Origin of the sequence: Bradyrhizobium huanghuaihaiense, assembly GCF_007830635.1 — a bacterium.
GTDB classification, from domain to species: domain Bacteria; phylum Pseudomonadota; class Alphaproteobacteria; order Rhizobiales; family Xanthobacteraceae; genus Bradyrhizobium; species Bradyrhizobium huanghuaihaiense.
In genome coordinates this window covers 25,780-49,440 of record NZ_VLLA01000032.1, presented here as the reverse complement: position 1 = coordinate 49,440, position 23,661 = coordinate 25,780, and the positions used below count along the sequence as shown (strand labels likewise).

Genomic DNA, 23,661 nt, shown 5'->3' with positions numbered 1-23,661 from the left:
TGGTGTTACTGTGGCTTTGCTGGCCGACGCGCCTAGTCAGTGAGTGTCAAACTCATCCAAGGGTAACCCGAATTCGAGGTGGGCATACAGTTCGAGCAGGTATTGCTGAACGGGGTCGGTGACCTCCACGAAGAGAACGGTCATCCCTTTCACGAGCTGCACCTGTTGATGGAATGTCTCCTTGAAATCGGGGTCATTCAACAAGTCGCGGCGGGACCCCTTTGTGAGGTACGTTGCTGTTTTACCGTGCACGGCTCTTGTGCGCTTGAAAGCAAATGAAGCGGAAAAGTGGCTCTTGCTAATATGGCCGCGGAGGCGCTCGCCGAGGTTCCTGGTGCGGCCGACGTGAACCGGGACACCGTTCTCTAGGAAAACGTAGACGCCGGCTCTTCCCTTCTGCATAGACACGCCTTTCGCTGTGAAGGGCGTGGACGCGGCTAGTTCAGCGAAAAGTTCAGGAATGGCTGAAGTTGCAGCATGAAAATGCTTATTCATTTGAGTGTTTGCCTGCTTGGGCTGCCATTGCACGAATACAAAACCCTGCTACAAAAAGGCAGGTGCGGCGAGCAAATTCGCTAGGCTTATCAAGGGTAAGAAGCTCGGATTGTGGTACCCACCCAACTGTACCAGCCTTCCAAAAATCGCTGAAGTTCCTCAAGTGGCCGTGTAGCCAAGGCAAGCGGAAACGCGATCAGGCATTGTGTCGATGTACCTCGGTCCGGGCCAGACCCTGTGTAAAGCCGGGGAGAGCAGAAATTTAGGTTTGACAACTAGCAGTTTTACGACTTGCTGGGTGCTCTCAATGCATTCATCAGTCGGCAGGTGGCCACTTGGACACGACAGGCGGGCAGGAGACACCGGGGGGGCATTGCTTTCTATGCTCCCCGTCACCCGAGTTGGTATTCCTTGAATCCCAAAATTTCTATGCGTTGGCTGGGTTGGGCCCGGTTGTAGATGGCTACTGCCTTGTGGCGGCCAAGGCACATTCCAGATCGATGGCAGACATAGCTCCGACTCTTCGGACAGAGCGTGATGCATTCCTAGCCATGATCCGCACGAGGCTCGCTACCATGTATGGCGCCTGCCTTGTCACAGAACATGGCCGAATGGCGGTTTGTGCAGCTGATGAACATGACCATCATTGTTTCCACGCGCACTTCTTACTGTTTCCGGGCACTCAAGATGTTTCGTCTCTTGCCAGCTCGTACTTCGCCCAGACAATTGAATTTCCGACGCTTAGCGCTGCCCTCAATGATGCTGCATTGCACCCGGAGTATCTTCTCACATCACCTGATCCGAGCCGCCTGTTTATCCATTCGACACCACTGAATACCCCTCGACAGCTCGCGCGGTTTCTTGTGGCCTGGAAAAACGGCAATCCGCATCTAGCGGACTGGAAGGTCTGGCCGCAACGCGAGCGCGCAGTTTCGATCGCGAATACGCTGCGAGCTGCCTTTGTATCGGAAAATCAATGTTGACCGATGCAAAGATCGATAGCGCTCTCAAGAAGCTTGCGGATTCCTTCCTGAACGAGCAGCGCGCGGTTGACGGCCGCTCTGACTTCAAGGGTTGGGGGCAATTCATCGGTCAGGCGAATCGAAACCAAGTCGGTCTGTATGGGACGTGCGCAGGGGTAATATGTATCTCGCTCGCATATGGGCATCCCCGCATACCGACCCAAGTCGCCGATTATCTTGCATCACTTTGGAATGACAGGAACGTGCCGGGCACAAGAGGCGCACGCGACTTTGCGCTTACAGCACGGCGTGCCTTTTTCTTAATGGCGGTGAGGCAATCCAAGCACCCTCAGTTGCAAGCCTTAGCGCCAGAAGCGGATCGTGAGCTGCGGGAGCGGATACTTTCCGATGGGCTTCTGGTCAGCTGGCAAATCGACAAGTCAACGAAAGCTGCGACGGGAAATGAGACGGCGACCTGCGTTGCTATCTTGGCTTACGCGTTGACCGGAAATAAGGGGGACATTCCCCCTGAGATGCAACGAGCCGCAGCCATTCTGCAAGAACGTCTCGAGGGCGCCCCTTCCTCAAACAGCGGGCTGAGAAAATTTTCTCTTTGCTCCCTTTGTCTAGCCTTGGATGGGTTGAATTTGCGGCCTCGGATCAAGCAGTGGATTGCGAGGAGCAAGATCACGCCGGACACTCGTGGGCAAGACACTTTGGATTTTTGGGACTATGATTTCCGGGTAGGTGAAGGCTTGGTCTCTCGGCGCGATTATCTGCATGTTCCCGCGGATGCCGTTGATATCCTTTTGGCAAGTGGACTGTCAGGTGACAAAGGGCAACATCATGCTGCGGTAAATCTTGCCGACGAAGCGGCTGACTCGCTTATCGACTCAGGTTTTTACTTCGGCGGGAGAGAGAGAGCCACCAGCCTCAGCCAGGCCTGGATTGCGCTGGCGCTTGAGCATTCTAGGGCTCTCATTGCGGCAAAGACCGACAGTAAGCCTTGGTATCGTTTCTCCCTTTGGCGTGGATCGTGATGCAGGCCGTGCAACCATGATAGTTCATGATCCCCTATATGGCGCTTTTGAGCCGCCAAGCTTCTTAGACCGTTTGATACTCGCTCCGGAGGTGCGCCGTCTGATGGGGGTTCGGCTGCTGAACGCACCGTCACCCTCTCTACCGACGCTTTCCGAGGTTCGTCGGTTTTCGCACACGCTTGGAGTGCTGAGATTAGCGCTCCTCAATCCCCACAACGGGTTAGCGCGAGACGAAGTTAGAGCGCTTTCTGCCGCGATTTTGATACATGATGCTGCGACCCCGCCGTTTGCTCATCTGCTTGAATACTATCTCAAGGATCGCGCAGGATGGGATCATGAGGCAGCACTGCCAGATCTGCTTACTGGGCATAACCTTTTCGGCAATATTGCGCACCAAATACTGCCGGGTGAGGAATTGAGGTTCAAGCGGCTCTGCAGCGCCAGCAAAATCGATTTTGAACTCGTATTACAGATCGTGCGGAAAGAGCATCCTTCATCTCCTCTGCTGTTCGGCGCATTGGACTTCGACAATCTGGACAACGTCTTGCGGATGGCTTGGGCGCTAGGGCTCAAGGTGCCAGCGGAACCTTTCTTACAAATAGCGCGCGAGATCGGTGTTTCGATAGACGGGAAAATGCTGCTTTCAGAGCGTCACGCTCCATCAGTTGAGGCGTGGGCGGAGACGCGCCGACGAGTCTACGACATCTTAGTGTTCGATTCCATCACGGTCGCAACGCAGGCGGTCCTTACGAAGGCGATTTCTCTGTTGTTCGATGAAAGCGACGTATCAGAGATACATTGGGCCAACCGGGATCAAGATTTTCTCGATCTGCTAACGCGCGCGCCAAGAACGAAGGATTTGATGCTGCGGCATTTTCATCAAAGCCTTCCTTCGCAGGTCTTCGCACTGCAAGTGCCTGGATCGCTTGCGACTCTGGGACTTGCATCGCGCGATTCAGCAATAGCTCTGGTGGAAAGACTGGCGCGGGATCAGTTCAGTATCAAAAAGCCTTTTGGATACGCCTTCGTTGATAAGTCCGCATTCTCGAAGAGGCTTGAGTTCCTCGATCCAGCGCTGAGGCATCGGTGGACTTCTGGTACTGCGTCGCAGAGCGTGGTGTTCTACTGCTTTGCGAGCGACGCGGAGAGGTTGGGACAAAAGATCCAAGGGCCATTCCGTGATATTCTGCTTAAAGAGCTGGCTGGGGCCGTTGAGATAGATGTTGACACGAACAAAAAAAATCGATCTGCGCGCTAGACTGAAGCGTTTGGAGGATGTCGATTGGGACTTCTCTACAAGTCGCAGTCAGTCAGCTTTTTCAAGCCTTCACTGGCATCCCTGCCGCTACCCATCTCAGATCCCAGCGGTTCTGATCGGCGCGCTGAGCGACCCCGGCGAAGTTGTGCTTGACCCCTTTCTCGGCTCAGGCACTACCGCTGTAGAAGCCCAACGGCTCGATCGGGCTTGTGTCGGCTTAGAGCTTAATCCTGTGTCGGCCTTGATGGCTCGGGCCAAGACGCTATCGCGGCGCTCTGATCAAATACGAAAACTAGTTGATCGAATTCGCATCCTTGTGCGCCAGAACGCGAAGAGAGAGGCGGTTCCTAAAACCGTACAGAGTGAGAAGTGGTATACGCCCAGGACGCTCAACGATTTGCGTAGATTGAGAAGCAGCATCACGGAGTTGCGCGGCGATGGTCGTGTTCTCGCCGAAGCAGCATTCTCGGCTATTTTGCTGCCCGTATGTCGTGAAACGCGTCATTGGGGCTATGTCTGTGACAACACAGCTCCTAAGGACAATCACGAGAGAGACGTGATTGAGCTGTACGAGAAAACTCTGATTGGATTTGTCGAGGCCTACGAGGCTCGGGACGTATATCGAAATGCACCGCACCAGCGGGAGGAGCCTGCTTCGGATGTGAAGGTTTTGGAAGGGGATGCTGCTACTATACTACAAGATAGGCCGATTGACGGCGCTCAGCTAATTGTCACCTCGCCGCCGTACTTCGGAGTGGCGGACTATGTGAAGGCGCAACGTTTAACTTTGGAGTGGCAGGGAGTCGAAATCGAGCCGCTGCGTCAGAAAGAGATTGGAGCGCGAAGCAAGAGGCACCGTTTGGTCGCTGCTGACCAATATCTTGCCGATTGCAAACGCGTCTTTGAGGGGTGTCGCGAAGTTCTAGATCGGGGGAGAGCCTGCGCCGTTGTCTTCGGTGAATCAGGTGATCGAATGCCCATGAATGAAAAATTTGAGCGGGTCGTCGAAAGCTGTCACTTCAAGCTGATCTATAAGCAGTCTCGGAAAATTTCGACGGGACGACGGCAGAACCCGAGTTTGCAGTTGGAGCATCTTCTGATTTTTATGTGAGTAGAAATGTCTAAACTCATCGATCTTGGCGAACGAGAAATTCTTAAGCAGATCATTCCCCGCTTCGCGGACGGAGCGGGAGATGATTGTGCCATTATCCAAACTGCCGGTGGTCACCTTGTGGTCACTACCGATCCCGTGCCACCTCCTGCAGCCGCTGCTATCGGGCGAGACGATGATCCGTTTTGGATGGGATGGCTCCTTGTTACAATCAACGTCTCGGATTTAGCCGCAGCGGGAGCCGTTCCGTTGGGCTTTCTAGCAGCCATAGAATGCGAGTCAGAGCGGACGACCGAATCCTTTGAGCGGCTGCTTGAAGGCATCCGAGCGAGCTGTGCTGCTGCTCAGATAGCTTACGTTGGAGGCAATCTTCGAGAAGCTGGGCGGTTGTCGGCAGTCGGAACAGCAATCGGAATATGTGATTCTTACCATCCTTTAACGCGGGTAGGCGCGCGAGACGGCGACTCTATCGTTAGCATCGGCCAAGGAGGTGCCTTTTGGCGTGACGCCTTGAGGCTGTTGGACGGAAAGGAAATAGGAACAAAGAACAACTCTCCAGTTTTTAGGCCAATTTCTCAGATTGGCTTTGTGCACCGCCTAGCGCGAGAGCATCTTGTCGGGGCTGCAATGGACAACAGCGACGGCCTCCTTCCAAGTTTGAGCGAGTTGGCGAGCAAGAACAATCTCGGCGTGATCTTAGACCTCGACGCGCTCACAGTGCCTGGCCTAACTTCAGAAGAGAGCGGGGACGCCGCTCGATATTGGTTGGGGTGGGGAGATTGGAACGTCATTGTTGCTGTCTCGCCTGCACATGAAGGTCGGCTGTTTGAATTAGCTAACACGTCGGGTGCATCGGCTCATCGGATTGGATGTTTCACAGCAGGACACCATGGGGTGGTGCTGCAACGGGGCGAGAATATTGCTCCCGCACCTCGGCTCGAATCGGAAAGATTCGCACGGGATTCTTGGATGCTGAAGGGTATAGGAGAATATGTCCGTATGCTTAAGGAAGTGAGCCTTCCGTAGGATAGTTCGAATGCCGTTGAAAATCTTGAGCCTAAGCGGAGGCGGGGTTCGTGGCATCTTCCAAGCAGTATTCCTTCGGGAGATGGCCTCACAGCTTGGGGTGCCACTTCGCGAACAATTCGACCTAATTGCTGGAACATCAACGGGCGCTATCATCGCTCTTGGAATCGCACTAGACGTGCCATTGGGCGATGTGGTGGACCTGTTTGAGAACCACGGCGCTCAGATTTTCCCAGAAAGGTTGAGACGTGCGAGTCAGCGAACACTCTCGTACGCATGCAAAGGCCCCATCTACCAGCAAGCGCCGCTCCGTAGCTTGCTGACCGAAGTCTTCACAGACAACGGCCGACAACTTCAGTTGAAGGACTGTGTCCCTCCTGTCATTATTCCGGCAACGATATTGGACCGTTACCAAATTAGGTCATTTACTACTCTCACGCGGTGCGGCGCCCCCGAAAGCCTCGATGGAGAATTGTTTGCAGCCGACGTGGCTCTCGCGAGCGCGGCAGCTCCACTCTTCTTTTCAGCCCATCGTCCCCGCGGGCGCCGTTCGTCAGACGAACAGATACGGACTGAGGAGCGGACGTATACGGACGGAGGACTGTGGGCCAACAATCCCGTCCTCCAGGCTGTTATGACCGCAAAGCGATGTCTTGATACTTCGTTTGCGGACATGCGTGTCATAAGTGTCGGAAATGGCGAGATTCCGGGTGGAAGTGTGGGCCTCGACTTCAATAGGATGAGACGTGCGCGGATGTTGAAGCCGACGCTCAACATGATGTTCGCGACACAGAGTGAGCTTGCTGATCAAACCGTCGGAACATTGCTCGACGACAGCACATTTTCTGGTACGAGGATGCTCAGGATCAATACTCAACTGGACGCCCCCATAGACCTCGATGACGCTAAGCTAGCGATCAGTCGACTTAAGCCTCTCGCTGAAGACGAAGCTCGTGGAGCCGTAGGAAAGTTCCGAAAACTGCTTGGGATATGATTGGAAGCGTTGGCCCGGAGGGACGGCATCGTTCACCGACGCTTCGCTTCCCTTCGCGGACGTTCATGGACAAGCAAGCCGGGCGGAAAAGATCGTGAGTTTCTTCGAGCGCCTCAAGACAGCAGCATCCGTTGAGTGGCGGGCCTACACCGAACATCCCTTCACGAACGGATTGGCAGACGGCTCGCTCCCCGAAGCGGCGTTTCGTCACTACCTCGTTCAGGACTATATGTTCCTCATCGAGTTTGCCCGCGCCTACGCGCTCGCGGTCTACAAGTCGCCCAGACTTGCCGACATGCGGGAAGCAGCGGCCGGCCTCTCGGCCATCCTCGATGTCGAGATGAACCTGCATGTAAAACTCTGTGCCGATTGGGGTCTGTCCCCGGCCGACCTTGAACAGGCCCCTCCGGCGGCCGAGATGCTGGCCTATACGCGCTACGTGCTCGACGCGGGCATGCGCGGCGATCTGCTGGCCCTCAAGGTGGCGCTTGCCCCTTGCGTGATCGGGTACGCGGAGATCGCAACACGGCTCACCTCGCGACCCGATGCGGACGCTGCGACCAACGCCTACCGCGTCTGGATCGCCGAGTACGCCGGCGCGCCGTACCAGGAGGTCGCTGCCAAGGCGCGGGCGCACCTGGATCATCTCGCCGATCTCTACGCCACGCCGGCCCGCGAGGCTGAGCTGACTGCGATCTTCAAGGAAGCCACCCGGCTCGAGGCAGATTTTTGGGAGATGGCCTGGCGCGTAGGCCGGGGGGTGGAATAGCGGTTTCGGCAATCGTCAGGCGCCCTACCTCACCCCCGCCACCATCATCACCACCACCGGCAACGTCACCGCCGCCAGCAGCGTCCCCAGCGCCACCGCGCCGGACACCGGGTTCACCAGCCGCTGATACTGGACCGCGAAGATGTAGGCGTTGGCGCCGGTCGGCATCGCCGCGAACAGCACGATCACGCCGGCGGCGACCGGCGGCAGGCCGAGCAGTTTTGCCAGCACGAACGCTGCGGCCGGCATCGCCATCAGCTTGAGCGCGCACAGCACCAGAATGCTCAGCTTCTCGCCCTTCACCTCGAAGCGGAACAGGTTGATGCCGAGCGCGATCAATGCGGCCGGCGAGCCCGCCTGCGCCAGCAGCTCGATCGTCCGGTCGACGACGGGGTTGAGGCCGAGGCCGGTGAAGCGCCAGGCCACGCCGAAACCTATTCCCAGCATCAGCGGATTGCGTGAGAGATCGGCGAGCACCGGCCAGATGATCGACAGCGGCGAGCCGGTCCGCTTTTGGCTGACGAGCTCCATCTGCAAAATGCCGCAGAGCCAGAGCAGCGGCGTGTTCACCGACAGGATCAGCGCCATGGGCCCTGCGCCCTCGTTGCCGAGCGCGGAGAGCACGAGCGGAATGCCGAGCATCACGATGTTGCCGTAGACCGAGCCGATCGCGAACACGACGCCGTCCTCGCGGTCCTCGCGCCGCGCGCGCAGCAGCGCCGAGAGCGTCATTGCCGCGATCCAGGTGAGCGCGAGCGCGCCGTAATAGGCGCCCCACATCCGCCAGGGGCTGACGTCGGGGAATTCCGAGACGACGATGGTGCGGAACAACAGCGCGGGGATCGCGATGCTGAAGGCGAATTCGGAGATGCCCTTGTGCGCGGTCTCGGAGACGAAGCGAAACAGCACCGCGGCATAGCCCGCCGCGATCAGGGCGAACACCGGTGCGACGATCAGGATGGTGGCCATGCGCCCCTTTGACCTCACGGGGATCGGCCGACCACCCCACGCAAATTTCGATGCTGGCATTATGCCCCTGTTTTGCCCGACGAGTCAAAACGGATTCGTAAAATCCGCAAACACATCAAGGCCCGGCTACTGTGCATGGGGTTGTTTTCGCAGTTTTTGTTTTGAGGGGGCCGGGGGCCAGCGGTGCGAACCGATCTCGCCAGTCTCGCCAGAGGGTTAGCCGCGGTCTTCCCCCACCACAGCTGTCATCCTCCGCGAAAGCGGGGGATCCAGTACGCCGCGGCCTCTCGGGGGACGTCAGGCGCCTCTGGAATACTGGGTCACCCGGTCAAGCCGGGTGACGACAGCGGTGGTGGTGTCGGGCACCGTCAGCAGCGCCGTCGGTTCGCCCCAGCCACGCCCTCCTGTTGCCGAGACCGCACAACTCCCGCCTTTCGCACTCCCCCACGTTGCCAACGAACCGCGGTTCACCCACACTCCGCCCCGGTCAGACATTGGGGGGATCGATGCCGGCGCTTCACTCTGGGAAATCCGTTCTTGCTGCCATCGCTGGGGTCGCCCTGGCCGTGCTGGTCCAGCCGGGCGCCGGCTTTGCCTACGCGCCGGAGCAGCAGCAGGCCTGCACGCCCGATGCGATGCGGCTGTGCGGCGAGTTCGTTCCGAACGTCGATGCCATCACCGCCTGCATGATCCAGAAGAAGGCGCAGCTGTCGCCGCAGTGCAGGGCGTTCTTCCGCCAGGGCCCCGAGGCCGGCGAGGCCCGCGCCGGCCGGCCGACCAACATCGCGCCCAAGGCTGCGACCAAGGCCGCGTCAAAGAGCTCGGCGAAGAAGAGCAGCAAGCCGGCGGCGAAGGCGAGCAAGAAGAAGAAAACCGACGAGAGCTGAGCGCGCTGCACGCGCGTTCCTTGTTTGAAACTGCTGGTGCCCGGGCCAAAGCGCGAAGCGCGTCAATGCCCGGGCATTTGCATGTCCGGCGGCGATGTCCTCCGATCGCGGGAGGCGTGAAAGCGGTTTCTTCGATCCTCGAACCAGATGATTGCGGCGTCAGCCCTGCGACAGCGCCGGACTCGTTTTGTTCGCGCCCATCGCGCGCGGACCTGCGGCGATTACCGTCCCACGCGGTCGAAAAGGCCAGCGAAACGGTTTGCGCGGCAAGGTTGCATTCCGTTTTGCCGCCGCGCTGCTCGGAAAACCCACATATGCTCGCTTCAAGCGCGATTCATTGCGTTTGCGTCTCGTCGCGTGCAGCAGTGTGACTCAAAAGCCAACACGACCTGTTATTTCGTGGCGGCGAAGCAACTCCCGGTAAATTTTTCTTTCACGAATCAGCGCGCTGATTCATTTTCGCAGCCTGGGGTCAATCTGGAGGCCAAGGGTATGAACGTTATTGTTTTTGCATCGCGTAAAGGCGGCTCGGGCAAGAGTACCCTGGCTGCACATCTCGCCGCGCAGATCAAGGCGAGCAAGCAGGTGATGCTCGTGGACGCGGATCCGCAGGGCTCGCTGACGCTGTGGCACAAGCTGCGCGGCACCAACGAGCCGCCGATCAAGGCCGCCGTGAACTCCGTCAGCGGCATCGTCTCCGCTGCCAAGCGCGACGGTTATGAATGGGTGTTGATCGACACGCCGCCGAACCTCTCGGCCGTCGTCGACGACGCCATCAAGAATGCCACCATGGTGGTCATCCCCGCCCGTCCCGGCGTGTTCGACGTCAACGCGGTGCAGGAAACCATCCAGATGTGCCGCGCGGCACGCAAGCCCTACGCGGTCGTGCTCAACGGTGCTCCGGCCAAGCGCGACGAAGCCGAAAGCCCGATCGTCACCATCGCCCGCGAGGCGCTGGCGAAATTCCGCGCTCCGGTGTGGGGCGGTCAGATCACCAATCGTTCGGATTTGTTGATGGCGCTCAGCCACGGCGAAGGCGCGCGCGAGTATCAGGCCGAGAGCCGTGCGGCTCAGGAAATCGCAAGGCTGTGGGCGGCGATCGAGCGTTCGGTCAAGGCCATTCGCGGCTCGGCGTCGGCATCCGGCGCAATGCACAAGCAGGCGGCATAATTTTCATAAATCATTCCCCGGACGGAAAACGCGCGGGAAGGTCCGCGCGTTTTGCGTTTCCGGGCTCACTTGTCATTCCGGGGGCGCGCAGCGCAACCCGGAATCTCGAGATTCTCAGGTGCGCAATTGCGCACCGTAATTCGCCTTCGGGCGCTCCGGAATGACAGAAGATGGAAGTCACGCCACCATCAGCATGTAGAACACGATGACCGGCGACAGCGTCAGGATCACCGACCAGATGCCGACGGCCCAGAGGATGTCCTCGGTGGTGAAGTTCTCTTCATTGGACAGGCTCCGCTGTCCGGCGCCGAAATGCGACGCCATTTCATTATGACTATTCACAAACGCCCCCGCGATTTCTTCGCTTATGGGCGTCACGCTACGCGGGATGTTTTAAAATTCCGGCTTAGAGGCCCGCTCGCATTTTGAGCGCATTTGCCACTTGCGTTTAACCATCCCCGCGGGTCGCCGCCTCAGGCCAGCCAGACCCGAAACACCAGCACCGGCATCAGGCCGAGCACCACCGCCCAGAACCCGAACGACGAGACGACGAGAATTCCCCGCATGAGATCGGCGGGCGCGAATTGCTGCGCGGCCGTAGGCCGGGTGCGATACCCCATGGTCATTCCCCCTTTTGGCAGACTTTGGGACAAACGATAGGCGCGGTCTCGTAAACGAGCCGTGGATGCACCATGCGGCAGCTGCGAAGGGTGTTGGCGCGCGGTTAACCACGGCGCCTCTCTTACCCTCCCCTGGAGGGGGAGGGTCGGCACGCGAACGAGCGAAGCGAGGCGCGTGACGGGGTGGGGTGATCTCTCCACTCGGGCAGGTCGTCGCGGAGAGACCGTCACCCCACCCCGCTCGCGCTGCGCGCGATCGACCCTCCCCCTCCAGGGGAGGGTAAGAGCGCTACGCCGCGACTTTCATCCGCCGCTCGATCTCGCGATCGATCGTGGCCGCAAGCTCGCTGCTCACTTCCACCATCGGCAGGCGCACTTCGGGGCTGTCGATCAAACCGCTGCGCCATAACCAGTACTTCGCCGGCGCGGGGCTCGGCTCGGTGAACAGCAGCTTCGTCAGCTCGGCGACCTCATGCCAGCGCGCCTGCGCAGCGTCATGGTTGCCGCGCTTCGCCTCGGCGTACACCGCGGCGAACGTCGCGGTCTCGACATGAGCGGACAGCACGATGCCGCCGTCGGCGCCGTCGGTGAGTGCCTCGAGATAGTTCGCATCCTCGCCGGTCAGCACGCGGAAACTCTTCGGCCGGTCGCGCAGCAGCGCGATCGATTGCTCGCGGCTGGCGCCGCAATCCTTGAGGCCGACGATGTTGGGATGCTCGGCAAGCCGCAGCATGGTCTGGTTGGTGATGTTGACCGCGCAGCGATAGGGAATGTTGTAGAGCGCGATCGGCCACGCGGCGTGGTCGGCGAGCGCCTCGAAATGCGCCAGCAGCCCGCGCTGCGACGGCCGCACGTAATACGGGCTCGCGATCAGGTAGCCCTCGATCGGCCAGTCCGCGGTTTCGTCGAGGCGATCCTTCAGCCGCGCGGTGTCCGCGCCCGACAGCCCGAGGCAGATCGGCAAGGTGCGGCGGCCGGATGCCATCTCGTCGCGCACGACGGCAACGAGGCGCTCGAGCTCGCCCTCCCGCAGCGTCATGCCTTCGCCTGAGGTCGCCCCCAGGATGAAGCCGTCGACAGCCTGTCCGCTGTAATGCCGGATCAGCCGTCGCAGTGAGGTCTCGTCCAGCTTGCCGTCACGGAACGGCGTCACCAGCGGCAGCCACAGCCCGTGCAAATGTTCGCGTAGTTCGGTCATGTTCCATCTCCTTCTCGGGAAAAACCTGAGACGGAGGGCACATGAAAAAACCCCGTCCAGGCGGCGGGGTTTTCGGGATTTAGCTCGCGATGACGAAGCCGTTAAAAGCGCGCGCAAAACTCCGAGGTCCCCGGATGGGGGCCTTTTTTCGAAACGCGTGCGCACGACTTCGTGATCATTGGCAAATGATGCGGGGGGCACCCAAAACTGTCAATACACGCGGAAGGCGAAAGCCGTTTTCGGCAGAAAAAAAGCCGGACCCGAAGGGCCCGGCTTAGGTATTGGCCACGTGAGGCCGACACAATCACCTTCCAAGAGGGATTACTGAACTCCCGCGCCACTGGAGGAGGGGGACAAATGCGCAACGCGAAGGCTCAGCGTGCAAACAGTATGGGCTTGACGAGCGCCATGCAGCAACAGCCGAGGCCGCATGTCAGACATGCGGAAATCAGGACGGCCAGCGCTGCGCCTTGCTCACCACGAAGTCGCGGAACACCTGCACGCGCGCGACTGTCTTCAACTCCTCGGGATAGACGAAATAGGTGTCGAGCTGGATCGAATCCGATTCGCCGAACAGTTGTACGAGCTTGCTCTGCTCTTCGACCAGATAGTCGGGCAGCGCGGCGATGCCGAGGCCCTGCTGACAGGCGCGCACGAGGCCAAGGATGTTGTTGACCTTGAAGTACGCCTCGCGCGGACCCGAGCCGTTGCGCGCGGCTTCGACCAGCCAGTTGCGGTTCTGCAGATGCGGCGCGAAGTTGCCGTCGGAGAGCGTGATGATGCGGTGGGAGTCGAGTTCCTCCAGCGTCCGCGGCGTGCCGAAGCGCTTGATGTATTCCGGCGAGCAATAGGCGTGGAATCCCATCGCGAACAGCTTGCGCTGGATCAGATCCGGCTGCGTCGGCTTGCGGGTGCGGATGGCAACGTCAGCCTCGCGCATCGACAGGTCGAGCTCCTCGTCGGTGACGATCAGCGAGATCCGGATCTCCGGATAGAGCGCGGTGAACTCGCCGAGCCGCGGGATCAGCCAGTTGATGCCGACGCCGGGCGTGGTGGTGATCTTGAGATCGCCGCTCGGCCGCTCGCGGCTGTCGGTCAGCTTCGCGCGCGCCGCCTGGAGCTGCATGAACACGTCATGCGCGGTGCGGAACAACAGGTCGCCCTGCTCGGTGAGGATCAGGCCGCGGGCGTGGCGGTGGAACAGCGAGACCGAGAGCTCCTGCTCCAGCGCCGAGACCTGGCGGGAGACCGCCGATTGCGACAGGCCGAGTTGCTCGCCCGCATGCGTGAAGCTGCCCGCTTCCGCCGCCGCGTGAAACACCTTCAGCTTGTCCCAGTCCATATCCGTAAATCCGTCGCGTGTTCGGGGCATGATCTTCATTCCGCTGCGGCGCGCTCGCTGGCGCGCAGGGCCAGGAAACGTTCGGCTTCGAGTGCTGCCATGCAGCCGAGGCCGGCGGCCGTTACGGCCTGGCGATAGGTCTCGTCGGCGACGTCGCCGGCGGCGAACAGGCCGGGCACCGAGGTCGCGGTCGAGTTCGGGGCGACTTCGACATAGCCCGACGGTTTGAGCTTGACCTGACCCTTGACCAGCTCGGTCGCCGGGGCATGGCCGATGGCGATGAAGATGCCGTCGGTCTTCACGTCCGTGAGCGCGCCGGTCTTGACGTTCTTCAGGCGGACATGGGTGACCTTGTTCGGGTTCTCGGTGCCGCAGATCTCGTCGACGGCGGAGTCCCAGATCACCTTGATCTTCGGGTGCTTGAACAGGCGTTCCTGCAGGATGCGCTCGGCACGGAAGTGATCGCGACGATGCACGATGGTGACCTGCGAGGCATGGTTGGTGAGGTACAGGGCCTCCTCGACCGCGGTGTTGCCGCCGCCGACCACCACGACCTCCTTGTTGCGGTAGAAGAAGCCGTCGCAGGTGGCGCAGGCCGAGACGCCGCCGCCTTGAAACTTCGCTTCGGACGGCAGCCCGAGCCAGCGCGCCTGCGCGCCGGTGGCGAGGATGACGGCGTCGGCGAGATAGACGTCGCCGCTGTCGCAGGTGAGGCGGAACGGCCGCTGCGTCGTGTCGAGCTTGATGACCAGATCGGTGACGATCGTGGTGCCGACGTGGACCGCCTGCTTCTCCATCTGCTCCATCAGCCACGGGCCCTGGATCACGTCGGCGAAGCCCGGATAGTTCTCGACGTCGGTGGTGATGGTGAGCTGGCCGCCCGGCTGGATGCCCTGGATCAGGATCGGCTCGAGCATCGCGCGCGCGGCGTAGATCGCGGCGGTGTAACCGGCGGGGCCGGAGCCAATAATGACGACCTTTGCATGAACAGGAGCGGACATTTCGATGGACGCCTTTCACGGGGGATTTGCAGCGCGGGCGCGGAACGTGCCGGGAGGCCTCGCGGAGGCGCTGAAATATCAGAGCTAATCTAAGCCTTCTGGTGAGCTATGCAAGAATTGCATTCCCTGTCGGCGGATTTTTCCAACAGGGAACAAAAGTCGATTGCGCTGCACGCGCAATAAAATTGCGCTAACGGTGCGGACTAGGCTATGAGGATTGCGACAGACCCACCCAATACCGCCGCAAAGGCCAGGAGTTCCAATCACGTGTCGCGGAGCCTAGACGAGATCGACCTGAAAATTCTCACCGAGATTCAGGCCGACGGTCGAATCACCAATGTCGAGCTGGCCAAGCGCGTCGGCATCTCGCCGCCGCCCTGCCTGCGCCGGGTCCGGGCGCTGGAGGAGGAGGGCTACATCCACGGCTATCGCGGGCTGCTGGATGCGCGAAAGTTGGGTTTCGACGTCACGGTGTTTGCCGCCGTGCACCTGTCCAGCCAGGCCGAGGCTGACTTGCGCGCCTTCGAGGAGTTCGTCCGCGCCGAGCCGCTGGTGCGGGAATGCTGGATGCTGTCGGGCGAGGTCGATTTCATCCTGAAATGCGTCGCGCCAGACATGGCGACGTTCCAGGATTTCGTGACGCACCTGACCGCCGCGCCCCACGTGCGCAACGTGCGGACGTCACTGGTGCTGCATAATTCGAAATACGAAGCGGCGGTGCCGCTCGAGGTGAAGGGAAGACGGTAGGCGCCCCCCCCCCCACGCCCTGCCAATTCCGTCATCCCCGCGCGAGCGCGTAGCGCTCGTCGCTGGAGGCGCGAGGCATGGGACGCAACGCGTCCCATGGGGAGCCTCGAAGGATGCACGGCCGAGATGCAGCGGCGCGCGGCAACCGGGGGGCCGTCGCCCTTCGAGGGCCGCTGAAGAAGCGGCCACCTCAGGGTGACGGTGCTGGAGTGGTGCTGGGTGCATCAACACCGTCATTGCGAGCGTAGCGAAGCAATCCAGAGTCTTTCCGCGGCGGCAGTCTGGATTGCTTCGCTGCGCTCGCAATGACACGTGTGGTGGGCAACACCCAGAAACAAAAAGGCCGCGCGTTGCGCGGCCTTTTCGAAACGTCATCTTGCCCGCAGCGGCAAATGCTTACCGCCACTCCACCTTGGTGATCTCATACGCCTTGGCGCCGCCGGGGGCATTGACCTCGACGGTCGAGCCCTTCTTCTTGCCGATCAGCGCGCGCGCGAGCGGCGAAGTGATGGAGATGCGGCCCTTCTTGGCGTCGGCCTCGACCTCGCCGACGATCTGCCACACCGTCTTCTTCTCGGTGTCCTCGTCGACCAGCGTCACGGTGGCGCCGAACTTGATGGTGTCGCCGGACAGCTTCGAGATGTCGATGATGTCGGCCCGCGCGAGCTTGTCCTCGAGCTCGGCGATGCGGCCCTCATTGTGGGACTGCTCTTCCTTCGCGGCATGGTATTCCGCGTTTTCCGACAGGTCTCCGTGCGAGCGCGCCTCGGCGATGTGCTCGATGATCCGCGGACGGTCCTCCGACTGGCGCTTCTTCAATTCTTCCCCGAGCGCGACAAAGCCGGCCTGGGTCATCGGAACCTTTTCCATCTCTTCTCTCGTCCTTCGGCCGGCGCGCCCCACAGAGGGGCGCGGCAACCTTGATTCGTCGATATGTCCGGGGCTGAACACGCCGCCACCGGAACGTTATGTGGGTCTGGCGCCGGAACAGAACAACCACATGGCCGGGACAGTTCCTCCGGCCATTGTAGCTTCATTGCCAATCACTTAGCGGCGGGTTCACCGCCGCTCGCGATCAGGTTTCCGAAAAGTAGCTCTGCAGGGTACGAACCTCAAGGTCCCCGCCCAAATAGGCGCGGATGCCCTGCGCGGCCGCCACGGCCCCGGAAAGAGTGGTGTAATACGGCACTTTATGCAAGAGGGCCGCGCGCCGCAGCGAACGGCTGTCGGCGAGCGCCTGCGGGCCTTCGGTGGTGTTGAGGACGAGCTGGACGTCGCCATTGGTGATGGCGTCGACGATGTGCGGCCGTCCCTCCAGCACCTTGTTCACCTTCTCCGCCGGGATGCCCTGGTCGGTCAGGAAACGCGCCGTGCCCGATGTCGCCAGCACCTTGAAGCCGAGCGTATGCAGCTCGCGCACCGCGTCGGCAATACGGACCTTGTCGCTCTCGCGCACCGAGACGAACACCGTGCCCTTGCGCGGCACCCGCGTGCCGCCACCGAGCTGGCTCTTGGCGAACGCCACCGCGAAGGAGCGGTCGATGCCCATGACCTCGCCGGTCGAGCGCATCTCGGGGCCGAGCACCGTGTCGACGCCGGGGAAGCGGGCGAACGGAAACACCGATTCCTTGACGCCGACATGCTTGAGATCGGCCTTCTTCAATTTGAAGTCGGCGAGTTTCTCGCCGGCCATGATGCGCGCCGCGATCTTGGCGACCGGGGTGCCGATCACCTTGGCGACGAACGGCACCGTGCGCGAGGCGCGCGGATTGACTTCGAGCACGTAGATCTCGCCGTCCTTGATCGCGTATTGCACGTTCATCAGGCCGACGACGTCGAGGCCGAGCGCGAGCTCGCGCGTCTGCCGCTCCAGCTCCGCTATCATCTTGGTGTCGAGCGAGTGCGGCGGCAGGGAGCAGGCAGAGTCGCCGGAATGGATGCCGGCTTCCTCGATGTGCTCCATGATGCCGACGATGAAGGTGTCCTCGCCGTCGCAGAGGCAGTCGACGTCGATCTCGGTCGCATCCGACAAATAGCGGTCGAACAGCAGCGGGTTCTTGCCGAGCACGGTGTTGATCTGCCCGGTCTTGTCGTTCGGGTAGCGCGCCTTGACGTCGGCGGGCACCAGCTCCGGCAGCGTGCCGAGCAGGTAGTCGTTGAGCTGGTTCTCCTCGCGGATGATCTGCATCGCGCGGCCGCCGAGCACGTAGGACGGACGCACCACCAGCGGCAGGCCGAGATCGGCGGAGACGAGCCGCGCCTGCTCGACCGAATAGGCGATGCCGTTCTTCGGCTGCTTGAGGCGAAGCTTGTCGAGGACGCGCTTGAAGCGATCGCGGTCTTCCGCGAGGTCGATCGCATCGGGCGAGGTGCCGAGGATCGGCACTTCGGCGGCTTCCAACGCACGCGCGAGCTTCAGCGGGGTCTGGCCGCCGAACTGCACGATCACGCCGTGCAGCGTGCCGTTCGAGCGCTCCTTCGCGATGATCTCCAGCACGTCTTCGGCGGTGAGCGGTTCGAAATAGAGCCGGTCCGCGGTGTCGTAGTCGGTCGAAACCGTCTCCGGGTTGCAGTTGACCATGATGGATTCGTAACCGGCATCATGCAGCGCGAAGCAGGCGTGACAGCAGCAATAGTCGAACTCGATGCCCTGGCCGATGCGGTTCGGGCCGCCGCCGAGGATGATGACCTTCTTCTTGTCCGACGGCGCGCTCTCGTCGGCGGTGCTGCCTGCAAACGGCGACTCGTAGGTCGAGTACATGTAGGCGGTGGGTGAAGCGAATTCAGCCGCGCAAGTGTCGATGCGCTTGTAGACCGGACGGACACCGAGCGCGTGGCGCTTCGCGGTGACCTCGGCCTCCGTCGTCTGCGCGAGCACCGCAAGTCGTGCGTCCGAGAAACCCATGGTCTTGAGGGTGCGCATGCCGAAAGCATTGCCGGGCAGGCCGTGCTTCCTGACCTTCTCCTCCATGTCGACGATGCCGCGCATCTCGCCGAGGAACCACGGATCGATCTTGCAGGAATTGAAGATGTCCTCGTTCGACCAGCCGAGTCGCATCGCCTGGGCGACCTGAAGGATGCGGTTCGGCGTCGGCGTGCCCAATGCGGCGCGGATCGCGTTCTTGTCGTCGTCGCGGCCGAGACCTTCGATCTCGATCTCGTCGAGGCCGGTAAGGCCGGTCTCGAGTCCGCGCAGCGCCTTCTGAAGGCTCTCCTGGAAGGTGCGGCCGATCGCCATGACTTCGCCGACCGACTTCATCGACGTCGTCAGCGTCGAGGAGGCGCCGGGGAATTTCTCAAAGGCGAAACGGGGGATCTTGGTCACCACGTAATCGATCGTCGGCTCGAACGAGGCCGGCGTCGCGCCGCCGGTGATGTCGTTGGCGATCTCGTCGAGCGTGTAACCGATCGCGAGTTTCGCCGCGACCTTGGCGATCGGGAAGCCCGTGGCCTTCGAGGCCAGCGCGGACGAACGCGACACGCGCGGATTCATCTCGATGACGACCATGCGGCCGTCTTCCGGATTGACGCCGAACTGCACGTTGGAGCCGCCGGTCTCGACGCCGATCTCGCGCAGCACCGCCAGCGAGGCGTCGCGCATGATCTGGTATTCCTTGTCCGTCAGCGTCAGCGCCGGAGCGACCGTGATGGAGTCGCCGGTGTGCACGCCCATCGGATCGAAATTCTCGATCGAGCAGACGATGATGCAATTGTCCTTCTTGTCGCGCACCACCTCCATCTCGAACTCTTTCCAGCCGAGCACGGATTCCTCGATCAGGACTTCGTTGGTGGGGGACGCGTCAAGGCCGCGCTCGATGATGTCGAGGAACTCTTCCTTGTTGTAGGCGATGCCGCCGCCGGTGCCGCCCATGGTGAAGGAGGGACGGATGATCGCGGGCAGGCCGATCTCGGACAGCGCCATCATGGCCTGGCCAAAGGCGTATTCCTGGTAGCGCTTGCGACGGTCGCTCTCGCCGAGGGTCCATTGCCGGTCGAGCTCTTCGAGCGCGGCGCCCGACAGCTTCTCGCGTTCGGCGTGGTACTTGTCGCGGAAGGACTTCTTCAGCTCGGACGCATTGGCGAGCCGCGACTTCGGCGTCTCGAGCCCGATCTTGGTCATGGCCTCGCGGAAGAGCTGGCGATCCTCGGCCTTGTCGATGGCGTCGGCCGTCGCGCCGATCATCTCGACGTCGAATTTCTCGAGCGTGCCTTGCCGACGCAGCGACAGCGCGCAGTTCAGCGCGGTCTGGCCGCCCATGGTCGGCAGCAGCGCGAAGCCGCCGGGAATGACGCGACGTTCCTTCTCGATGATCTTGGCGACGATCTCCGGCGTGATCGGCTCGATATAGGTCGCATCGGCCAGTTCCGGGTCGGTCATGATCGTGGCCGGGTTGGAATTGACGAGGACGATGCGATAGCCCTCTTCCTTCAGCGTCTTCACCGCTTGCGTGCCCGAATAGTCGAACTCGCAGGCCTGGCCGATCACGATGGGGCCGGCGCCGATGATCAGGATGGTCGAGATGTCGGTTCGTTTAGGCATCACCGCTCGCGGGCTGGATTTTGGGCACAAAAAAAGGGCGCGCTTGCCGCGCGTCCCTTGAGCGAGAGCGCGGGGGTCTCCCTCGCGCGCGGGTGGGTCTTAGACCAGTTTTCGGGGCGGCGAAACCCCGAAAAACGCCCATCAACCGGCAATTTTGACGGGTTTTGGCCGGGCCTGCCAGCCACGGGCGAGATGCACCAGAAGCGAGGCCGCGACGCTCGATCCGCCGATCCAGCCGAGGTCGGTCGGCGACAGGGTGGCCAGCACCGCGCCCCCCAAGGCCCCGCCGATGGCAAACCCCAGATACATCGACGAGGCGTTGAGCGAGAGCGCGATCATCGAGGCCTGCGGTTCGATCCGGATGATGCTGGCGATCTGGGCCGGATAGAACGCCCAGCCCGAGATGCCCCACAGGAAGATCGCGCCCAGCACCGCGTAGTGGGCCTGTCCCGGCATCAATTTGAGGACCAGCGAATGCAGGATCAGCGCGCTCGCCATGCCGGCGAGCCCGAGGGCTGCGGTGGTCAGCGTGCCGAGCCGGTCGGCCAGCGCGCCGCCGAGCATGTTCCCGATCGCGGCCGCGCCGCCAAACACCAGCAGCGCCAGGCTGATCTGCGAGGCGTCGAAGCCGAGGCCGCGCAACGGGATCGCGAAATAGGTGAACACCGTGAAGCCGCCGAGCGCCCAGAGAATGGTGATCAGCAGCGCGATCAGGACGTTTCTGTGACGGGCGACCGCCAACCGGTCGCTTAGCGAAGCGGTGTTGCGCGGCAGGCCGCGGGGCAGGCCGAGCAGCAGGCCGGCGAGTGCGACAGCGCCGATCAGCGCGACCATGGCAAAGGTCGCGCGCCAGCCGAACAAGCTCCCGACGAGATTGCCGAGGGGAACGCCGATGACGGTCGCAACCGTGAGGCCCGAGGTCACCAATGCCACCGCGCGGCCACGCCGTTCGGGCGAGGCGACAGCGACCGATACGGCGAGCGCCGTCGGCATGCACAGCCCGGACCCCAGCGCCATCAGCATCCGCGAGGCCAGCAGCAGGGCGTAGTTGGAGGCCACCATCGCCGCGAGGTTTCCGGCAATGAAGGTCGTCAGTGCCAGGGCCAGCACGGTGCGGCGGTCGACATTGTTTAGCGCCACTGCGAGGACCGGCGAGCCCACGGCATAGGTGAGGGCGTAAGCGGTGACCAATTGGCCGGCGGCCGAGACCGAAATCGAAAGGTCGCCCGCAATCGCAGGCAAAAGCCCAGCAATCACAAAGCCTTCGGTGCCGATCGCAAAGGCCCCGAGGGCCAGCCAGAACACGCTCATTGATAGTCATCCCTATGTTCAATGTTTATTGAACTATCAAACGAAGTGGTTTCGCTGTCAATTGGTTCAAGAACTATTGAACATTGCGGCCGCATCGCTATGATTTTCGGACCATGAGCCGCACACCCCACCATCCCACCCGCGAGCAGATCGAGCTGCCGATGGTCCTGGATTGCCTGAGCGATCCGATCCGTTTGGCGATCGTTTACCAGCTCGCCCAGCAGGAACGTGTCAGCAGCGAACTCCGCTGCAGCGACTTCAGCGCGCTCAGCGGCAAGTCGAACCTCGCCTATCACTTCGCCAAGCTGCGCGACTGCGGCCTGATGCGGACCCGCGTGGCGGGCACAAACCGCTTCATGCGGTTGCGCCGTGAGGATCTGGAGGCGCGCTTCCCGGGCCTGCTCGACGCCGTGCTCAGCTCCGCAGCCAAGGATGCCGACCGGCTGCCGCTCGTGTCCGGCTGCGAATTGGTCGAGGTTGACCGAAAATGAGACGGTTGCGCGCCGAAGCGTGCCCGTCTTCGCCCTTCGGGCTTCGCCGAGGCAGCCTTCGCACGATAGGGCTTGCCCAGCCGAAGCTGGCGCAGCCAGCGAAGGCTGGAGACCCGGCCTGGATTTGAACCAGGATGAAGAGCGTTGCACCGCCCTCGCGTAAACGCTTCCGCCACCGGGCCGGCGCGGACATTACCGATTGCACTGCGACAAGCTACAACGGCTAATTGTTATGCTTAACGAACCAGTGGCGGCCGTGCGATGAAGGTCATGCGCCAGCGATTGTGGCCGATATTGGTATGGGCGCGCTGGACCGCGAAGCCGGCGGCCTTCAGCTTCGCAGTGATCTCGTCCTCGCTGTAGCGCTGCAGCCCGATCTTCGAGCGCAGCTGACGGTAATCCGACAGCGCGGTGCTGATCAGCCCGATCAGCGCGTCCTTCAGGAAGCCGTGACGCAGGCCGAAGCCGAGCAGCGCAATCACGTCCCTGAACATGCCGACTTGGGGCTGAAGGATGTCGCCGAGCACCAGCTTCCCGGACGGCGTCAGCAATCGCCGGATATTGATCAGCGCGGCGTCGAGCTCCTCGCCCGTCATGTATTGCGCGACCGAGTTCATCACCACGAGATCGACGGACTGGTCCTGCATCTTGCGGACATCGTCGAGCGAGCGGACGCGGATCTTGGTGTTGGGGGCGAACCGCGCGATCAGCCGGCCGCGCACGCCCGGCGCCGGTTCGGCCAGGATCAGCTTGCCGCAGGCGGCCGCCACCTGGTTCGCCGACAGCGCCTCGCCGCAGGCGTAATCGAGCACGGTCGCCTCGGGCGAGGTGATGTAGCCGATGATGTCCCGCGCAATGATCTGGAAGTGCAAGTCGCGATGCAGCTTGCTGACATAGATCGTGTGCGTCGAGTCGTAATAATCGATCCAATCGTCCATGGCGTTTCGAAGGTCCCAGCGGTTCCTGGACAGGAACCGGCGCTGCCCGTCTTGCGTTAGGGGTGCGACGGCGCGCCGTCAATGTCCGCGTCCTAACAGGAAGGTTTCCCGTGAGCAAAACCAACAACAAGGTCTCGCCCGATCTCGACACCCCCACCGATCTGTCGGCCGACGGGGTCAAGAAGGTCTCGGAGTCACTGAACGTGCTTCTGGCCGACGCGTTCGCACTGTATCTAAAGACCAAGAATTTCCACTGGCACGTCAGCGGCCGGCACTTCCGGGACTACCATCTGCTGCTCGACGAGCAGTCGGACCAGATATTCGCCACCACCGACCAGCTCGCCGAGCGCGTCCGCAAGATCGGCGGCACCACGCTGAAGTCGATCGGCCAGGTCGCAAAGCTCCAGACCATCAAGGACAACAACGAGGACTACGTCCCGCCGCGCGAAATGCTGCGCGAGCTGATGCAGGACAACAAGCACGTTGCAGCCGCGATGCGCAAGGCGCACGACGTCTGCGACGAGGCCGGCGACGTCGCCAGCGCCAGCATCCTTGAGATCTTCATCGACGAGACCGAGCGGCGGACGTGGTTTCTGTTCGAGGCAACCCGGCAGGAAGGCAGCAACGCGGCGTAAGGGCCGAGCTGCATCAACATTGTCGTCCCGGCGCAGGCCGGGACCCATAACCACAAAAGCCAGTTTGGCGAAGATAGGTCATGACCATCTCGCGCCATAACCCCGTCTGAGGAGTATGGGTCCCGGCCTGCGCCGGGACGACGGTGGAGTTTGTTGA

Annotated in this window: 23 protein-coding genes and 1 tRNA gene; 12 read left to right on the top strand and 12 right to left on the bottom strand. The window is 61.6% G+C overall.

Annotation, left to right across the window (positions count from 1 at the left end; translation table 11 throughout):
* Window positions 1-36 precede the first annotated feature (36 nt).
* Window positions 37-495 carry a GIY-YIG nuclease family protein gene (locus tag IQ16_RS38470; protein WP_145832076.1) on the bottom strand — a complete coding sequence of 153 codons (459 nt, stop codon included), beginning with the start codon at window positions 493-495 and terminating at the stop codon, window positions 37-39.
* A 575-nt stretch (window positions 496-1,070) separates the two neighbouring features.
* On the opposite strand from IQ16_RS38470, the gene IQ16_RS38465 reads away from it, so the two are divergent.
* From IQ16_RS38465 to tenA, 7 genes are all read left to right on the top strand, one after another.
* On the top strand, window positions 1,071-1,478 hold the full coding sequence (locus IQ16_RS38465) for a hypothetical protein (RefSeq protein WP_145832075.1): 408 nt from the start codon (window positions 1,071-1,073) through the stop codon (window positions 1,476-1,478).
* Complete coding sequence (locus IQ16_RS38460; RefSeq protein WP_018643822.1) at window positions 1,472-2,497, top strand: hypothetical protein; 1,026 nt, start codon at window positions 1,472-1,474, stop codon at window positions 2,495-2,497. Before IQ16_RS38465 ends, IQ16_RS38460 begins: the two co-directional genes overlap by 7 nt.
* Before the next feature lie 16 nt (window positions 2,498-2,513).
* Window positions 2,514-3,755, top strand: coding sequence for a hypothetical protein (locus IQ16_RS38455; RefSeq protein WP_145832074.1), 1,242 nt, complete (start codon window positions 2,514-2,516; stop codon window positions 3,753-3,755).
* A complete protein-coding gene (locus IQ16_RS38450; RefSeq protein WP_080648078.1) occupies window positions 3,718-4,866 on the top strand; it encodes a DNA methyltransferase in 1,149 nt (382 codons plus the stop codon). Before IQ16_RS38455 ends, IQ16_RS38450 begins: the two co-directional genes overlap by 38 nt.
* A gap of 6 nt (window positions 4,867-4,872) precedes the next feature.
* On the top strand, window positions 4,873-5,892 hold the full coding sequence (locus IQ16_RS38445; RefSeq protein WP_080648077.1) for a thiamine-phosphate kinase: 1,020 nt from the start codon (window positions 4,873-4,875) through the stop codon (window positions 5,890-5,892).
* 10 nt (window positions 5,893-5,902) lie between these two features.
* Window positions 5,903-6,886, top strand: coding sequence for a patatin-like phospholipase family protein (locus tag IQ16_RS38440; RefSeq protein ID WP_018643819.1), 984 nt, complete (start codon window positions 5,903-5,905; stop codon window positions 6,884-6,886).
* Between the two features lie 94 nt (window positions 6,887-6,980).
* Window positions 6,981-7,655 carry a thiaminase II gene (gene tenA, locus IQ16_RS38435; RefSeq protein ID WP_020607924.1) on the top strand — a complete coding sequence of 225 codons (675 nt, stop codon included), beginning with the start codon at window positions 6,981-6,983 and terminating at the stop codon, window positions 7,653-7,655.
* 24 nt (window positions 7,656-7,679) lie between these two features.
* On the opposite strand, the gene IQ16_RS38430 is transcribed toward tenA, so the two are convergent.
* On the bottom strand, window positions 7,680-8,624 hold the full coding sequence (locus IQ16_RS38430) for an AEC family transporter (RefSeq protein ID WP_018643816.1): 945 nt from the start codon (window positions 8,622-8,624) through the stop codon (window positions 7,680-7,682).
* A 506-nt stretch (window positions 8,625-9,130) separates the two neighbouring features.
* Between IQ16_RS38430 and IQ16_RS38425 the strand changes: the two genes are divergently transcribed.
* A complete protein-coding gene (locus tag IQ16_RS38425) occupies window positions 9,131-9,511 on the top strand; it encodes a hypothetical protein (RefSeq protein WP_018643815.1) in 381 nt (126 codons plus the stop codon).
* A 492-nt stretch (window positions 9,512-10,003) separates the two neighbouring features.
* Window positions 10,004-10,681 (top strand): ParA family protein, encoded by a 678-nt coding sequence (locus IQ16_RS38420; RefSeq protein WP_018643814.1) that lies wholly within the window; start codon window positions 10,004-10,006, stop codon window positions 10,679-10,681.
* Between the two features lie 177 nt (window positions 10,682-10,858).
* Here IQ16_RS38420 and IQ16_RS38415 read toward each other — a convergent pair whose 3' ends face one another.
* From IQ16_RS38415 to trxB, 5 genes are all read right to left on the bottom strand, one after another.
* Window positions 10,859-11,005 (bottom strand): hypothetical protein, encoded by a 147-nt coding sequence (locus IQ16_RS38415; protein WP_167526379.1) that lies wholly within the window; start codon window positions 11,003-11,005, stop codon window positions 10,859-10,861.
* A gap of 149 nt (window positions 11,006-11,154) precedes the next feature.
* On the bottom strand, window positions 11,155-11,301 hold the full coding sequence (locus tag IQ16_RS46080; RefSeq protein ID WP_167526378.1) for a hypothetical protein: 147 nt from the start codon (window positions 11,299-11,301) through the stop codon (window positions 11,155-11,157).
* A gap of 289 nt (window positions 11,302-11,590) precedes the next feature.
* Entirely contained in the window at window positions 11,591-12,499 is a 909-nt protein-coding gene (gene dapA / locus IQ16_RS38410) for a 4-hydroxy-tetrahydrodipicolinate synthase (RefSeq protein WP_018643811.1), read from the bottom strand.
* 448 nt (window positions 12,500-12,947) lie between these two features.
* Complete coding sequence (locus IQ16_RS38405; protein WP_026312114.1) at window positions 12,948-13,871, bottom strand: LysR family transcriptional regulator; 924 nt, start codon at window positions 13,869-13,871, stop codon at window positions 12,948-12,950.
* 5 nt (window positions 13,872-13,876) lie between these two features.
* Window positions 13,877-14,842 (bottom strand): thioredoxin-disulfide reductase, encoded by a 966-nt coding sequence (trxB, locus tag IQ16_RS38400; protein ID WP_018643809.1) that lies wholly within the window; start codon window positions 14,840-14,842, stop codon window positions 13,877-13,879.
* 267 nt (window positions 14,843-15,109) lie between these two features.
* On the opposite strand from trxB, the gene IQ16_RS38395 reads away from it, so the two are divergent.
* Entirely contained in the window at window positions 15,110-15,589 is a 480-nt protein-coding gene (locus IQ16_RS38395) for an Lrp/AsnC family transcriptional regulator (protein ID WP_026312113.1), read from the top strand.
* A 396-nt stretch (window positions 15,590-15,985) separates the two neighbouring features.
* Here the strand turns inward: IQ16_RS38395 and greA are convergent, their stop codons facing one another.
* The 3 genes from greA to IQ16_RS38375 all read right to left on the bottom strand — a co-directional run bounded on the left by greA (window position 15,986) and on the right by IQ16_RS38375 (window position 21,440).
* Window positions 15,986-16,459 (bottom strand): transcription elongation factor GreA, encoded by a 474-nt coding sequence (gene greA / locus IQ16_RS38385; RefSeq protein WP_018643807.1) that lies wholly within the window; start codon window positions 16,457-16,459, stop codon window positions 15,986-15,988.
* A 205-nt stretch (window positions 16,460-16,664) separates the two neighbouring features.
* Window positions 16,665-20,129 carry a carbamoyl-phosphate synthase large subunit gene (gene carB, locus IQ16_RS38380; RefSeq protein WP_018643806.1) on the bottom strand — a complete coding sequence of 1,155 codons (3,465 nt, stop codon included), beginning with the start codon at window positions 20,127-20,129 and terminating at the stop codon, window positions 16,665-16,667.
* Between the two features lie 141 nt (window positions 20,130-20,270).
* On the bottom strand, window positions 20,271-21,440 hold the full coding sequence (locus IQ16_RS38375; protein WP_018643805.1) for an MFS transporter: 1,170 nt from the start codon (window positions 21,438-21,440) through the stop codon (window positions 20,271-20,273).
* 113 nt (window positions 21,441-21,553) lie between these two features.
* Between IQ16_RS38375 and IQ16_RS38370 the strand changes: the two genes are divergently transcribed.
* Window positions 21,554-21,931, top strand: coding sequence for an ArsR/SmtB family transcription factor (locus tag IQ16_RS38370; protein ID WP_026312112.1), 378 nt, complete (start codon window positions 21,554-21,556; stop codon window positions 21,929-21,931).
* Between the two features lie 106 nt (window positions 21,932-22,037).
* On the opposite strand, the gene IQ16_RS45360 is transcribed toward IQ16_RS38370, so the two are convergent.
* Both IQ16_RS45360 and IQ16_RS38365 read right to left on the bottom strand, forming a co-directional pair.
* Window positions 22,038-22,113, bottom strand: a tRNA-OTHER gene (locus IQ16_RS45360).
* Window positions 22,114-22,167: 54 nt separating this feature from the next.
* Window positions 22,168-22,869, bottom strand: coding sequence for a class I SAM-dependent methyltransferase (locus IQ16_RS38365; RefSeq protein WP_018643804.1), 702 nt, complete (start codon window positions 22,867-22,869; stop codon window positions 22,168-22,170).
* Window positions 22,870-22,979: 110 nt separating this feature from the next.
* Between IQ16_RS38365 and IQ16_RS38360 the strand changes: the two genes are divergently transcribed.
* Entirely contained in the window at window positions 22,980-23,504 is a 525-nt protein-coding gene (locus IQ16_RS38360; RefSeq protein WP_018643803.1) for a Dps family protein, read from the top strand.
* The last annotated feature ends 157 nt before the right edge of the window (window positions 23,505-23,661 follow it).